At 54.2% G+C, this 14,010-nt stretch carries 13 protein-coding genes and 1 other RNA gene; 10 read left to right on the forward strand and 4 right to left on the reverse strand.

The genetic code is table 11. The annotated features are described in order from the left end of the window. Positions 1 to 19: 19 nt before the first annotated feature. The 4 genes from P1P86_15080 to P1P86_15095 form a co-directional block, all read right to left on the reverse strand. Positions 20 to 1,915 (reverse strand): CocE/NonD family hydrolase, encoded by a 1,896-nt coding sequence (locus P1P86_15080; GenBank protein ID MDF1576509.1) that lies wholly within the window; start codon positions 1,913 to 1,915, stop codon positions 20 to 22. Positions 1,916 to 1,981: 66 nt separating this feature from the next. Beyond that, the gene (locus P1P86_15085) at positions 1,982 to 2,470 is read right to left on the reverse strand and encodes a GNAT family N-acetyltransferase (GenBank protein ID MDF1576510.1); all 489 of its coding nucleotides are present in this window, start codon (positions 2,468 to 2,470) and stop codon (positions 1,982 to 1,984) included. Positions 2,471 to 2,649: 179 nt separating this feature from the next. After that, positions 2,650 to 3,036, reverse strand: a complete 387-nt coding sequence (locus P1P86_15090) for a hypothetical protein (protein ID MDF1576511.1) — start codon at positions 3,034 to 3,036, stop codon at positions 2,650 to 2,652. Between the two features lie 30 nt (positions 3,037 to 3,066). Next, entirely contained in the window at positions 3,067 to 4,341 is a 1,275-nt protein-coding gene (locus P1P86_15095; protein MDF1576512.1) for a serine hydrolase, read from the reverse strand. 346 nt (positions 4,342 to 4,687) lie between these two features. Here P1P86_15095 and P1P86_15100 point away from each other — a divergent pair, with 346 nt between their 5' ends. The 10 genes from P1P86_15100 (at position 4,688) to P1P86_15145 (ending at position 13,724) form a co-directional block, all read left to right on the forward strand. Further along, complete coding sequence (locus P1P86_15100; protein MDF1576513.1) at positions 4,688 to 4,993, forward strand: hypothetical protein; 306 nt, start codon at positions 4,688 to 4,690, stop codon at positions 4,991 to 4,993. A gap of 92 nt (positions 4,994 to 5,085) precedes the next feature. Continuing rightward, positions 5,086 to 6,045, forward strand: a complete 960-nt coding sequence (locus P1P86_15105; GenBank protein ID MDF1576514.1) for a sensor histidine kinase — start codon at positions 5,086 to 5,088, stop codon at positions 6,043 to 6,045. Then, positions 6,038 to 6,688: a response regulator transcription factor gene (locus tag P1P86_15110; protein MDF1576515.1), complete on the forward strand. Its 651-nt coding sequence runs from the start codon at positions 6,038 to 6,040 to the stop codon at positions 6,686 to 6,688. The genes P1P86_15105 and P1P86_15110 overlap by 8 nt, the downstream gene beginning before the upstream one ends. Before the next feature lie 128 nt (positions 6,689 to 6,816). Next, a complete protein-coding gene (locus P1P86_15115) occupies positions 6,817 to 7,782 on the forward strand; it encodes a PstS family phosphate ABC transporter substrate-binding protein (GenBank protein ID MDF1576516.1) in 966 nt (321 codons plus the stop codon). A gap of 26 nt (positions 7,783 to 7,808) precedes the next feature. Next, positions 7,809 to 8,720 carry a phosphate ABC transporter permease subunit PstC gene (gene pstC, locus P1P86_15120; protein MDF1576517.1) on the forward strand — a complete coding sequence of 304 codons (912 nt, stop codon included), beginning with the start codon at positions 7,809 to 7,811 and terminating at the stop codon, positions 8,718 to 8,720. Then, on the forward strand, positions 8,701 to 9,591 hold the full coding sequence (locus P1P86_15125) for an ABC transporter permease subunit (GenBank protein ID MDF1576518.1): 891 nt from the start codon (positions 8,701 to 8,703) through the stop codon (positions 9,589 to 9,591). Before pstC ends, P1P86_15125 begins: the two co-directional genes overlap by 20 nt. Positions 9,592 to 9,593: 2 nt before the next feature. Beyond that, positions 9,594 to 10,355, forward strand: a complete 762-nt coding sequence (locus tag P1P86_15130; GenBank protein MDF1576519.1) for a phosphate ABC transporter ATP-binding protein — start codon at positions 9,594 to 9,596, stop codon at positions 10,353 to 10,355. 58 nt (positions 10,356 to 10,413) lie between these two features. After that, positions 10,414 to 11,685, forward strand: a complete 1,272-nt coding sequence (locus tag P1P86_15135; GenBank protein MDF1576520.1) for an alginate export family protein — start codon at positions 10,414 to 10,416, stop codon at positions 11,683 to 11,685. Positions 11,686 to 11,741: 56 nt separating this feature from the next. Next, positions 11,742 to 12,141, forward strand: a transfer-messenger RNA (tmRNA) gene (ssrA, locus tag P1P86_15140). Between the two features lie 272 nt (positions 12,142 to 12,413). Next, positions 12,414 to 13,724, forward strand: a complete 1,311-nt coding sequence (locus P1P86_15145) for a site-specific integrase (GenBank protein MDF1576521.1) — start codon at positions 12,414 to 12,416, stop codon at positions 13,722 to 13,724. The last annotated feature ends 286 nt before the right edge of the window (positions 13,725 to 14,010 follow it).

Here is a 14,010-nt window from a genome sequence, read left to right on the forward strand (position 1 = left end):
ACCAGGGTAAATTTATTCTTTATCTACTCTGATCCCTATATACCCGGATGTAGGTAGGAAAGCTGGCACTGTGGTGAATGCGGTGGCGCTGTACCCGGTAGGCCGAATCCGGGGCCGTCATGATGGAAGGCACGAAGGTCTGCGGGTTCAGGTCGTAAAGGGGGAACCAGGTGCTCTGGACCTGCACCATGATCCGGTGGCCCGGCAGGAAGGTATGGTTCACCTGGGGCAGGGGGATCTCGTACAGAAGCGCCTTATCGGGCTCGATGGGCACGGGGTTTTCGTAATCCTCCCGGTAGCGACCGCGGAATATCTCCCCGCTGACCATCAGCTGGAAGCCCGACATCTCAAAATCCTCTTCCACCCCCGCGTAGACATCGATCAGCTTCACCACCCAGTCGGCATCACTCCCGGTAGTTTCGGCAAAGAGTTGCGCCAGCACCGGTCCGCGCAGCGTCAGCGACTCAGTAAGGGGTTCGCTGACCCAGGTCCGTACATCGGGCCGGCCATCGACGAAACGCTGGTCCTCCACCAGCCAGCGCTGCCAGGCCTTCAGGGCAGGGGCATTGCCGTAATCCATATTCCATACGGGCCTGGGTTTAAAGGGAACCGGGTGCTCCGGATCGGAGCTGTAAGCGGTGAAAGACTCCGCCCTGTCCGGGGGAGAGAAACTCAGTTTCCCGCCGGGCTGCAGGTAGAGCTGCATCTCCTGGACAGCAGGCGGCCAGCTCTCGAAATGCTGCCAGCGCAAACTCCCGGTCTCAAAGACCGTGACCGGGTATGGGAGCGAGGGTTCAAGGTCATGGAGGAAATGGCGAAGGAAGGGGGAGAGCACCTTTTCGCGGAAGCGTTCTGCTGTGTTATGTCCGAACTGCAGCTGTCCCAGGCTGCTGCCGTCCTCGAAATGCTGCCCGTGGTACCAGGGGCCGGCTGCAAAGAAATTCAGATTGTTGGCGGTATCGAAGCGCTCCAGGGCGGCATAGGCCGCCGGGGAGCCGTAGATGTCCTCCTGGTCCCAGAATCCATGGACATGAAGGGCCGGGACGATCCGCGAAGGCGACTCGAACCACTGGTCGGCCGCCACCTCCTTCCAGTAGGGCCCGTAAGCGGGAAATTCCATAAGCCGCTGCCACATCTCGTGCCGCTCATCCAGGCGGGTACCCAGACTCTTATCCAGCGCTTTCGGGGGAAGCATCCAGCTATAGAGTTCATTCTGTTCGTAGGGAAAATTGCTGTAGGTGTCGGTAAAGGTTTCCATGCCGTAGATAAAATCGAAGGCATAAACTCCGCGGAAGGCCCCCCAGTGGAACCAGTCGTCGGCCTTCCAGGTATCCACCACCGGGTTGAAGGGGACCGCAGCGGCCAGGGCGGGGTGGGGGTTACGCATGGCTGCCAGGGTAAGCCAGCCGGGGTAGGAGGTGCCCCAGATACCCACACGGGCGTTGGTGGAGAGGTTTTTCACCAGCCAGTCGATGCTGTCCCAGGCATCGGTCGACTCGTCGGTGCTGGTCCGGTTGAAGGGTCCCATGGGCGGACGGTACATGAAATATTCCCCTTCGGACCGGTAGCGGCCCCGGATATCCTGGAACACATAGATGTAATCGGGTCCCAAAAATTGCGTCCCGAGCACAACACGGAGGCTGGATGCGGACAGATCGCCGGGGGCCTGGTTCGCATTGTACGGGGTGCGCAGCAGCAAAACAGGCAGCGGTCCGGCCGGCTCCGCCGGCTCCAGGATCAGGGTATAGAGCCGGACCCCGTCGCGCATAGGAACCATCTCTTCCCGGACCGTAAAGTCGGGTTCAGAAGGGGCATCCGGAACAGGCAGCCGGGCATGGACTGCTCCCGGGAAGGGCCATGCCATAAGGAGTATAAACAGGCAAATGCGGTTGGATCGGGTCAGGATTGTTTTCATCACAGTAAGTTACAACATTCCATGGACGATTAAAAGACCCGGAGCGCCGGAACTAAAGCGATAAGCTTACTTTCGGGGGGCTCCCTGAAGAATGGGAGCGATGGTCTTTCTCATCAGGATCTCGTCATGCCCTTCCACCAGGTAATCTTTCAGCTCGCCAATCCTCTCATAACCCAGTTTTATGTAGAACTGCCGGGCTTCCGTATTGAAGGACGACACACATAAAAACAAATTCTTATAGGTGGAGAAAATCTCATTTTCAATAAAATCCATCATTTGCTCCACCAGTTCCTGTCCCCCCGGGCCCTGTTTAACAGCGATGCTCTTCAGGTAAGCAGGAAAAGCACCCTTTGTATGTATGACCATGGACCCCACAATTTCATCCTTGATATAGGCTGCAAATACCTCATGAAGGGGGTCGTTGAGTATTTTCATGATATGATCCATGTATATACCCAGGGTGATCCAGGGCTCAGAGCCGGCCATAATTTCCGCACACGCTGTTTTTTCTTTTTCTGTGCTTATCCGGATGATATTCAGCTCCATTTCTTTCATGGGGTAAAGATAATCAAATGTAGCTTCCTAAATCAAGTTTGCTGCAGGGGTGAACCATCCGCTCAGAAACGTTCGAAAAGGATCCCCCGGGTGCGCCCGTTGGAAGCCTCAAAGCCGGTAATGGTGCCGGCCGCATCACGCAGGAACTGCAGCTATCCCAGGAAGTATATATCGCCCTTTTAGAGGTCCGCCTCCAGGGCATCCAGCTTCACCGGCCTGGTGTTCCGGATCAGCACCACCAGGGTGCTATCGCGAAGCTCCAGGGTATAGAAGGTTTCCAGTTCCCTGCTCAGATACTTTCCCTGGTATTCCTGCAGAATTTCCGGTCCGGGCTCGTAGGGAGGCACCCGTTCGCACTCCAGGTCGTTCCTGTCATGAGTGTGCACCGCACCGGTGATCCTGCCCGCCGCATCCTTTTTGAACTCGATCCAGGCCTCTGCGCCCTCGTACCGGAACATGGTCTGCGTTATCGGGACCATCCGTGTCCCGGGCTGTCCCTCCGTGGTCAGCTTCAGGACCCCGTCGGCCATGCTGAAGGAAAGCACCAACTCCTTGCACTTACTCATGTAATCGCCCGCATAGGACTCCAGCACAGGTCAGGGGACCTCCACCTTCTCCGCACCCTCTTCTGCAAGCGCATTCTCCGCGCCCTCTTCCGCAAGCGCATTCTCCGCGCCCTCTTCCGCTGCCTGTGTCTCTTCCCCTTCCTCTCCGGGACTTTCTTTCGCCTTCTCGGCCTGCTCCATCTCCTCGCCAAAGAACAGGGCGGCCATTTCATAGGCCACATGGGCCGCATCAAACAGGGCATTGTTGCTCATGGCCACAGCCCCGCCCTTCAGTCCGGGGAAATAGAACAGGAAGGCCCGGTGGGCAATATCGGCCCCGCCATGAGTATAGGCCAGCAGTCCCCGCACTTCCTCCACCCCGATGCCCAGGGGAGCGAATACGCGTTCCTCCATAAACTCCGGGAAGGACTGTCCGCTGATGCGCTCCACGATCGTTGCCAGCAGGATGAAGGCCGAGTTGTTGTAGTTGAACTCTGTTCCCGGGTCCGCCTGCAGCTCCTTCTGCTGCTTCAGGATCTCCAGCACCTCCCCGCGCAGCAGCACATCCTCACCCTTCCACCCGGTCATGGGCATCAGGTTGTACACCTCGCGGAACCCGTTGGTATGGTTGAGCATGTTCCGCAGGCTTACCTTCTGTCCCAGGTCGGGCAACTCGGGAAGATGCTTCCGCACATCATCCTCCAGCGAGAGCTTCCCGTCCTTTTCCAGCAGGAGAATGGCCATCGCGGTGAACTGCTTGGACAACGAGCCGATGTTCGACGGGGTAAACACTTTGTAGGGGATCGAAAAAGTGAGGTCGGCCATGCCGCAGGCCCGGGAGAACAGCACCTTGCCGTCCTGTATAACCCCGACTACCGCCCCGGGTTTATCCGGACCGCTGTATGGAATAAAGAGCTGGTCGGCCCGTTTTCCGGCATCTGTAGCGATGGCTTCCACCCGGACCAGCTCCATGCTGTAATCGCCGCTCTCTTTTTCAAAAGGTTTGACCTCCAGGAAATAGCTTCCCGCCTTTTTCACCTCGAAGGTAAAGTATTCGGGTCCGCGTGCAGGTCCGTCGACCATCCCCACGGGAGCGCCCACGGAGTCAAGGAGGGTGACCACCACGTCGACCGTCAGCTGGTCGGCAAATCCGTACAGGTGCGTGTTGGCCGCCAGTTCCAGACAGAAGGTATCGGGCGTATCCACCGCCAGGGTTCCCTTCACGGGTTCTCCCACCTTCAGGTCGCCGGAGAAAGGAAAGGTTTCAGAGGAATTACAGGCGGCAAAACCCAGGGCCAACAGAACAATCATAGCAGGGTATATCATGGAAGTGCAGTTTTTTTGGAAAGTGAAATTTACAACAATATCCGGTGACGGTTAATATCCCGGAGCCCGCGATTAGTAATGATTGTTACTGTCCCCGGTCACCGCAGGCGGACTTATGTTAATCCGGATCCGGTAGCACTGCAAACAACAAGAAACCAAAATGGAATGTGAACAGGGTCGACCTGGGTTTCGCGGAAATGTTGCTTTACATGAATCTTATCGTTTCTGAAAATCTAAGCCCGGGATACCCCAAAAAGTTTATATAATCGTGAGAGTATTTGTTCAGTTCACCGATTTGCGTGGTGGTAAAGAATGCTTATTCAAATCAAACGTTTCTTCGAATTTCATGAGCCCGCTATTCGTATGGACCGTTGTGGTCCTTTATGTTGCCGTCCTGTTCCTGATCTACTCCAGAGATTTGAACCTCTACTTCGGGGAGATGACCAGGAAAGCTGTGGCCAGGGACGCTCTGGTCCAGATACCCATATTGATCGACTTCCTAAGCCGGCATGGCCCCGGAACCTCGGCGACCGTTCTGCAATCCCTGAAAACCCTGATGAAAAAGGAGCTGGTTTTCCGGGACATGGATGCAGAAGGGAGTCCCTGCTATGGAGTTTATGATGTCCTGTTCGGCCGGTGGATCGGGGCCTGAACCTTCCGGATGACTTCCGTACAGCAAGATTCAGTGCTTACATTTTCCATGCACAGAAATTTGATGTAATTTAGCACCACAGATTCCCGGCAATGCCCATTATAATAGTCGCTCTGATCCTTGCGGTGCTTTTCCAGTTCGCTGCAGCAATTATTGCCATCAGCCTGATCCGTCACACCCGGTACAACATCTCCTGGGTCCTGATATCGGTCGCTTTCCTGCTGATGGCCGTGCGACGGCTGATGGAGCTGGTGGAGGTTTTGCAGGTCGAAATGAGTGCTCTGAAAAACCTCGCCAGTTCATGGATGGCGGTCGGGATCTCTATCCTCATTCTTATCGGGCTGATTTATATCAAGCGGATCTTTAACCTACAAATGAGAATTGATGAGCTGAAGATTGAGAACGAGGCCAGGGTATTGTCGGCCATCCTGGAGACCGAAGAGAGTGAGCGGCAGAAATTTGCCAAGGAGCTGCACGACGGACTGGGCCCGCTGCTCTCCTCCATCAAAATGTCGCTCTCGGCGCTGGTCCCCGGTGAGACGGCACCCGGCCAATTGAAGATTCTGGACAACACCAGTAAGCTCATCGATGAATCGGTGAACACCATCAAGGAGATATCCAACAAGCTCAGTCCACATGTCCTGAACCATTTCGGACTGCTTAGGGCCATCTCTTCGTTTATCAACAGGATCGGGTTCACCCATCAGCTCTCCCTGAAAGTCAACTCCAACGCGGAGGGGCTTCGTTTCGACCCCAACATCGAGGTGGTCCTGTATCGGGTGGTGTGCGAGCTGATCAATAACACCATCACCCATGCCCGGGCCAGCGAGGTGAACATCGACCTGTACTATAACGACGGCAGGCTGACCCTCGATTACTACGACAACGGCAGGGGCTTCGATCCCGAAGAGGTGCTGCAGCTCCAGCCCGGTATGGGATATTCCAACATCCAGTCGCGCATCAAATCCATCCACGGAACCCTCAAAGTGATCAGTCAGCCCGACCAGGGAGTCTGCATCAGTGTGGTCCTGAAAACAGCTGCCCATGGATAAGATCTCGGTTTTTATCGTGGACGATCACGAGCTGTTCAGGGAGGGACTGAAGCTCCTGCTCACCGGTATGCCCTTTATCGGGGAGGTGAGGGAGGCCTCCAACGGCATGGAGTTCCTGGCGATGCTGGGCGGACCGGAGGAGCAGCTGCCCGACGTGGTCTTTATGGACATAGAGATGCCGGGCATGAACGGGATAGATACCACCATAGCGGCCCTGGAGCAGGTCCCTTCGCTTCGCATCGTCGCCCTCTCCATGTACGGGGAGGAGGAGTTTTACACCCGGATGATCGAGGTGGGGGTGAAGGGATTCATCCTGAAAAATTCGGGGATCCAAGAGGTCGAGTCGGCCATCCATAGCGTGGCGGAGGGACGGAGCTATTTTTCCCAGGAGATCGTTTCGGGCCTGGTAGAGAACCTCACCAGGCGAAAGAAGCCGTCGAAGCCGGGCGACCTTTCAGAACGCGAGGCCGAGGTCCTGTCCTTCATCTGCAAAGGCTTTTCCAACAAGCAGATCGCCGACACACTCTTTGTCAGCAAGCGGACCGTGGACAAGCACCGGGAGAACCTGCTGCTGAAGACGGGAGCTAAAAATACAGCCGGGCTTGTTTTGTATGCCATCCAGTCGGGCCTCATCGAGCTCTGATCGTTTCCACTACGTCTTTATACGTATTTCCAGATCCTTTTACGTATGCGTCAGTTTAGGTGTTTGAACGGTTCATTGCTGTCCGGCAGCGCCCTATTTTTGATCCGTACAATCCTAAACCTGGTTCAATGAAAAAACTATCCATGGTCATGGCCTTAACGATTCTCTTCGTTTGTGGCGGATGCAAGCTTTTTAAGCCTGAGACGAAAATAGAAACGGGAACTGTTTCCGGCAACATCAGTATCTCCGGAGCCTTTGCACTTTATCCCATTACTGTGAAATGGGCCGAAGAGTTCCGGAAGCTCTACCCGGAGGTGGAGATCGACATCTCGGCCGGAGGAGCGGGCAAGGGCATGGCCGATGCGCTTTCAGAGATGGTAGACCTGGGGATGTTTTCCCGTGAGATCGCTCCCCAGGAGAAAGAAAAAGGGGCCTGGCATATCGCGCTGACCAAGGACGCTGTGCTGGCCACTGTCAATGCTTCCAATCCGCATCTGAAGGAGATCCTGGAAAAGGGGGTAAGCCGGGAAAAACTCCGCGAGCTTTATGTGAGCGGCGGGGTGAGCAGCTGGGGGGAACTGCTGGACATTCCTTCCGGGGCGGAGATCACCCTGTTCACCCGCTCGGATGCCTGCGGAGCGGCGGCCATGTGGGCGGCTTACCTGGGAGTGAACCAGGAGGACCTGCTGGGGCTCGGTATTTTCGGGGATCCGGGGGTGGCGGATGCGGTCCGGAACAACCGCTACGGGATCGGCTACAACAACGTGGCCTACATTTATGATATTTCCACCCGGAAAAAATACGAGAACCTGGAGGTGCTTCCCCTGGACCTGGACAGCAACGGGTTCCTGACACCCGATGAGAATTTCTACTCCTCGCTCGACAGCGTGGTCAGCGCCATCAAGGGGGGTATTTATCCTTCGCCCCCTGCCCGGGAACTCTACTTTGTATCCCAGGGAAAGCCCCGGAGCAGGGTGGTGATCCTGTTTATCGAATGGATCCTGACAGAGGGGCAGCAATACCTGAAGGAGGCCGGCTATGTCAGCCTTTCGGAGGAGAAGATCGCGGAGGAGATCCAAAGACTCCACCTCTGATCGCACCGGGACACAAATACCCCTGAATGGTGGCAAGAAAAAGACTAAGGCCGGGCAGGTTGTTCAAGGACCGCCTGAACCGGGGCTGGATGAGGCTGTGGACGCTGGTCATCCTGCTGACCCCCCTGGTCATCGGGGCGGCCCTCTGGTGGAAATCCTCCATGCTCCTGACGGACCACTCCCTGCTCTCCCTGCTCCGCTCGGTGATCTGGAAGCCCCTTTCGGGTCAGTTTGGCTTCTCTTCCTTCATCCTCTCTTCCCTCTGGGTCACTTTCCTGGCCCTGATGATCGCCGGTCCCATCTGTCTCCTGTCGGCGCTTCACCTGACTTATTTTGCCCACAGCCGGGTCACGAAGATCATGCAGCCCACCATCGATATCCTGGCGGGGATCCCCTCGGTGGTCTACGGTGTGTGGGGGGTGCTGGTCATTGTCCCTTTTATCTCCGGCCACCTGGCGCCCCTGCTGGGGGCGGAGACCTCGGGCTACTGCATCCTGGCGGGGGGACTGGTCCTTTCGGTCATGATCATCCCCTTCATCCTAAACATCCTGATCGATATCTTTCAGGCCATTCCCGCCGAGTTGCACGAATCGACCCTCTCCCTGGGGGTTAGCAACTGGGTGGCCATCCGTTCAGTCCTCCTGCGCAAAGCTTTCCCGGGCATCATATCGGCCATGGGACTGGGCATCTCCAGGGCCTTCGGTGAGACCATCGCCGTGCTGATGGTGGTCGGGAACGTGGCCCGCATTCCGGACGGGGTCTTCCAACCGGGCTATCCCCTCACGGCGCTGATAGCCAATAACTACGGAGAGATGTTATCCATCCCCCTCTACGATTCGGCGCTGATGCTGGCGGCCCTGATCCTCTTTGTGATCGTGATCCTGTTTAACCTGCTCTCACGCCTTCTGATCATACGCTATGAAAATAAATACAAATAAAACCAGGAGGCTCCGGAAAGGACTGCAGCGTGCCGAAGAGATCTTTTTCAGGGCGCTGATGCTGCTTTCCTCCTGCCTGATCATGGGCGTACTGCTGATGATCATCATCAGCATCATGCGCAAGGGGATCCCTTCCCTCTCGCTTGAAATGCTGACACAGACTCCTAAAGGAGGATTCTATTTCGGAAAGGAAGGGGGAATCCTGAATGCCATCGTGGGTTCACTCTACCTGGCCCTGGGAGCCACCCTGCTGGCCTTTTGCATCGGGCTGCCCGTGGCCATCTTTATGAACACCTGGCTGCTGAGGCACCGCCGGTTGGTCAACCTGCTCCGCTTTATCCTGGATCTGCTCTGGGGCGTCCCCTCCATCATCTACGGCGCCATGGGCTTTACGGTGATGATTATGCTGGGGCTTAAAACTTCGCTGCTGGCGGGGATCATCGTGGTGGGACTCTTCATCCTCCCGATCATGATCCGGGCCATCGACGAAGGCTTCAAGACCTCCCCGGCCGGGCTGACTGAGGCGGCCCTCTCTCTGGGTTCCTCCAAATCGGAGCTGGGCTACCGGGTGCTGGCCAAACAGTGCTTCCCGGGCATCGTAACGGCCGTCCTGCTCTCCTTCGGGAGGGCCATTGGAGATGCAGCCTCGGTGCTGTTTACCACCGGCTTCACCGACCGCATCCCCACCTCTCTGGGTCAGCCCACGGCCACCCTTCCGCTCTCCATCTTTTTCCAGCTCACCTCTCCCATCCCGGAAGTCAAGAACAGGGCTTATGCGGCGGCGGTGGTGCTGACCGTCATTATTCTGCTGACCAGTTTGCTGGCACGCTTTTTCACAAGCAAGTTTAAAAAACAAAGCATCAAATTCTAGACATGGAAAACCATACAAAGATCCAGATCGAGGACCTGAACCTGAACATCGGGCGCGCGAAAATCCTCCGGGATATCAACGTGAAGATCCCTAAACATAAGATCACCGTGATCCTGGGCCCCTCGGGCTGCGGAAAGACCACTCTGCTTAAAAGCATGAACCGGCTGACCGATATCAATCCCGACATCCGGGTGCGGGGGAGGATCCTCATCGACGGAAAGGACATCCTGGATCCCTCGGTGGATGTCCCTTCCATCCGTAAACGCATGGGGCTGCTGTCGCAGCGGCCTTACCCCCTGCCCATGAACATCCAGAAAAATATCGCCTACGGGCTGGAGATAAGCGGCAGGCGCAAAAAGCAGTTCCGCGACAAACGCATCGAACACTACCTGAAACAGGCGAGCCTCTGGGAAGAGGTGAAGGACCGGCTGAAAGAGCCCGCCGCAAGCCTGAGCATCGGTCAGCAGCAGCGGCTCTGCCTGGCCCGGGGACTGGCCGTGGATCCTGATATTCTCCTGGCCGACGAGCCCACCTCGGCCCTGGATCCCATCTCCAGCCAGGAGATCGAAAAAAAATTCATCGAGCTGAAGCGGGGCTACACCATCGTGTTGGTGACCCATGTGCTGCGGCAGGCCATCCGGCTGGCCGATTACGTGATTTTTATGTACCTGGGCGAGGTGATTGAGCAGGGCGAGGCCGAACGTTTTTTCAAGCAGCCGCAGACCGAGATTACCAAGGCCTACCTGCAGGGAAGCATCAACTAAAAGAAAGGAAACATTTATTTAAAGAAAGGAAACATTCCCCACTAAAAAACGGTACCTCATGAAACCCCGGCTTCTTTTTACCCTCCTGATCCTCCCCATAACACTGCCCGCTTTTTCCCAGCTCACCATCGGGGCTGAGCTGCGTCCCAGGGCCCTGCTCAATGCCGGGTACGGCACCCCCCTCCCGAAAGAGGAGATCCCCCGCCTGTACGTCACCCAGCGGATCCGCCTGAACGCCGGGTTTAAACAGGGATCCATTGAGACCTACATCTCCTTCCAGGACGTGCGCTTCTGGGGAGGCGATACCCAGTACAAATCCAGCGGGACCTTCGGGAACACCGGGAGCATGAGCCTGCACCAGGGCTGGTTCAAAGCACAGCTGCTCCCCTGGCTCTCGGTGAAGGCGGGCCGGCAGCTGCTCAGCTACGACGACCAGCGGATCCTCTCCGCCAGGGGATGGAACGATTCGCAGGTAAGCTACGATGCCCTGCTCTTCCAGGCAGGCAACGAAAGCCACAAAATGGACCTGGGCCTGTCGTGGAACGCCCAGTCGGCCGTGCTGACCGCCGTGCCGCCCCAGAAGTTCAAAACCCTGGATTTCCTGCGCTACCAGCGGACCATGGAGCAGCTGACCTATTCCCTGATTGCCCTGGTCACGGGCAACTACCTGACCGATTCCACGGAGGATGTTCGCTACCGGGCCACCTGGGGGGCCAACATGGGATATAGCGGTCACCCCCTCGAAGCAAAAACGTCCCTCTATTACCAGCATACCCTGAACCAGGCGGGGGAGACCGTGAGCGCCTTCTGCGCCAGCGTGAATATTGGAGTTCCCCTGGCGCAGGATAAGATCAAAATAAGCGCTGGTCTCGACTATATATCGGGCCAGGACGCCCTGAAGAGCGAAAACGGCTACCCGGAGACCAGCCATACCTTCGATCTGCTCTATGGCAGAAGGCACGGCTGGTACGGCTACCTGGACTATTTCAGCAACATGCCCGCCCAGGGGCTGCAGGATTATATAGTGAAAGGCGAATACCGGCTTTCGGAAAAACTCGTATTGAAAAGCGATTACCATTATTTCCGACTGGCCGCCGCCCTGTCCGACCCCGAACTTCCCGGGACCGCCCTCCCCGCTCATCTGGGCCATGAACTGGACCTGAAACTCAACTGGACCCTCAGCAAAACAGCAGCGCTGGAGGCAGGCTACAGCTTCCTGGTCCCCGGCCCGACCCTGGAGATACTCAAGGGCGTAGCGGACACCCCCATCCGCCTGCCGCAGTTCGCCTACCTGATGATCTCCATCAAACCCTCCTTCACCCTGCAATAAAAATTCCCCCGAAACACCACGAGTGGTCCAATTTTTGTAAGTTTGTACCCACTACCGGGGCTGAAATGGATTTGACAGCGAGATAAACTGGTATGTAAGCATGCCGAGCGTGGTGATTTGGCTCGTTAATCCCAGGTCTCACACTTATAATTGGCGATAATAACTATGCTCTCGCAGCCTAGTTCTACACAGTAGACTATGCCTAATCCCGGTCTTAGAGACTGAGGACGAGATGTCTCGCAGCTGTTTCCTCCTGGTTGGCAGTTGTATATGAGGCACAAGCTAAGCAAGGATAGCCTTTGGGAGGTCCCGGCCCACCGGCGAAATAAAGGAGACTAAGGATTGAGTTTGTAGCCTTTCGCTGGCTCCGTCCCTACAATTAAAGATTGGCTAAGCATGTAGAAAGCATATGGGTTTCTCGTTTGGACCGGGGTTCGACCCCCCGCAGCTCCACTAAGAGTACTTTCAGACTCCGTCCCCCAAGGATGGAGTTTTCTTTTTCACCCCCCCGTAAGTGCTATGATTGCAATACTTTCCGACTCGCCCTCGGCATCCAGAGAATTTTTGACTCGACTATGGGGAGGGTGAAAAAGTTATTGCAAAAATTAACAAAAACTGTATGCAGGACTAAAATCTGCACCATTTGCATGTAGTTTTGGCTAATTGATCGTTGCTATCGCCCATTGGACAAGGGTTTCAGAAATGTCTAATTTTAAAAATTGATAGCAATGGATAGTAATGTAAAAATCACCTACTGGCTCTACAAGACCAGAACGGACAAAATCAGCAAACTTTGTCCGATTTATCTCAGGGTAAGAAACAACAACAGTTTTTTTACCAAAAGCACAGGATTATCTGTCAGGGAGAGCGATTGGGACAAGAAACTCAAACGGGTAAAAGGGAAAAGTGCCGAAGCTGAATCCATCAACTCCCAACTCGATGGACTAAGGCACAAGATCATGCAAATCACCAACCAGCTTACCATTAAGGGCAAGCCATTTTCCGTTGAGTTGATCAAGAAACATATGGAAGGAAAAGAAGAGCACCAGATGACCCTGATGAAGGTCTACGATGAGCACCTTCGACAAATGAAACGACTCAAGGGGAAAGAATACCAGCAACCAACCATAATTAAATATGCCAACACTCGGCTTCGCCTTTCCCAATTCCTGAAGTTTAAATTCCGCAGGTCAGACATGTTTCTCTATGAACTGAACTACGATTTTATGAAGGGATTTGAAATTTTCTTGCGGGAGCGGTTTGATAACAGCACTACCACCTGTTACAAACATTACCAACGTCTGACCCGTGTACTGAAGATCGCCATGCAAAAAGGATATCTGGATCGCCACCCGTTTCCCGCTTATCGAATTCGTATGCCAAAAAAAAAGATAGAGTATCTGGAAAGAGAAGAACTGGATCGGATTGAATGTACCGATTTCAAAGTAGAACGTCTGAATGTAATCAGGGACATCTTCATTTTTTGCTGCTACACGGGTCTTGGTTATGCCGAGGTCGCCAGTCTTTCATTGGATGATCTGGTAACGGGTGCTGATGGAGAAAAATGGTTAAACATACTACGCAAAAAGACCCAAAAACCATACTCTGTTCCCGTACTCCCCAAAGCATATGAAATTATGGATAAGTATTTGGAGCATCCCTTATGCAGAAAACGTGGAAGATTGTTACCTGTACCCTCAAACGTAAAATACAATGCATACTTGAAGGAAATTGCCGTAATTGCAGGGGTTAAAAAGCATCTGGTATCACATTTGGCACGAAAAACATTTGCCACAACCATTATGCTGGCAAATGGTGTGAATATTGGAATTGTCAGCCGTCTGCTCGGTCATGCCAATGTTCAAGTCACACTTGATGCCTATGGGGAATATAATGACCAATTGATGATTTCGCAGGTAGGGATGATTAGAGAGAAATTAGCAGCAAATAATGATGAATTCAGATTGGTTAAGATGGAAGACAAATCTGCAATAGAACAGATAGTAAAAGACTTCAATTGGCGTGAAAAAGATAATTAGTTTAAATCAGTTTTGTAGTCTGGTAAAAACCTTTCCATGAAGTAAGCATAAATATTGTCTGCTATTTGGCTTAACTCTTTAATTCGATGAAGTTCAGAAGCAGGTACAAAGAAGTTCGTGGAAGGTTTTACTGAAGTAAGTTCATATTCTCCCGAATAATTATTAACTGAAGTTTCCTAGTGGATAAATTGTTGATAATGAAATAGATAAACAAACAAAAAATGTTGCATGTCTTAGCCTAAATGGCTATATTTGAATTAGTTACAAACAAATAGCGACATGCAAC

This window comes from Bacteroidales bacterium (genome assembly GCA_029210725.1).
Taxonomy (GTDB): domain Bacteria; phylum Bacteroidota; class Bacteroidia; order Bacteroidales.

Coding starts and splice junctions, on each gene's coding strand:
- P1P86_15080 (MDF1576509.1), bottom strand. CDS start 1,915: ATGAAAACAATCCTGACCCGATCCAACCGCATTTGCCTGTTTATACTC.
- P1P86_15085 (MDF1576510.1), bottom strand. CDS start 2,470: ATGAAAGAAATGGAGCTGAATATCATCCGGATAAGCACAGAAAAAGAA.
- P1P86_15090 (MDF1576511.1), bottom strand. CDS start 3,036: ATGAGTAAGTGCAAGGAGTTGGTGCTTTCCTTCAGCATGGCCGACGGG.
- P1P86_15095 (MDF1576512.1), bottom strand. CDS start 4,341: ATGATATACCCTGCTATGATTGTTCTGTTGGCCCTGGGTTTTGCCGCC.
- P1P86_15100 (MDF1576513.1), top strand. CDS start 4,688: ATGAGCCCGCTATTCGTATGGACCGTTGTGGTCCTTTATGTTGCCGTC.
- P1P86_15105 (MDF1576514.1), top strand. CDS start 5,086: ATGCCCATTATAATAGTCGCTCTGATCCTTGCGGTGCTTTTCCAGTTC.
- P1P86_15110 (MDF1576515.1), top strand. CDS start 6,038: ATGGATAAGATCTCGGTTTTTATCGTGGACGATCACGAGCTGTTCAGG.
- P1P86_15115 (MDF1576516.1), top strand. CDS start 6,817: ATGAAAAAACTATCCATGGTCATGGCCTTAACGATTCTCTTCGTTTGT.
- pstC (MDF1576517.1), top strand. CDS start 7,809: ATGGTGGCAAGAAAAAGACTAAGGCCGGGCAGGTTGTTCAAGGACCGC.
- P1P86_15125 (MDF1576518.1), top strand. CDS start 8,701: ATGAAAATAAATACAAATAAAACCAGGAGGCTCCGGAAAGGACTGCAG.
- P1P86_15130 (MDF1576519.1), top strand. CDS start 9,594: ATGGAAAACCATACAAAGATCCAGATCGAGGACCTGAACCTGAACATC.
- P1P86_15135 (MDF1576520.1), top strand. CDS start 10,414: ATGAAACCCCGGCTTCTTTTTACCCTCCTGATCCTCCCCATAACACTG.
- P1P86_15145 (MDF1576521.1), top strand. CDS start 12,414: ATGGATAGTAATGTAAAAATCACCTACTGGCTCTACAAGACCAGAACG.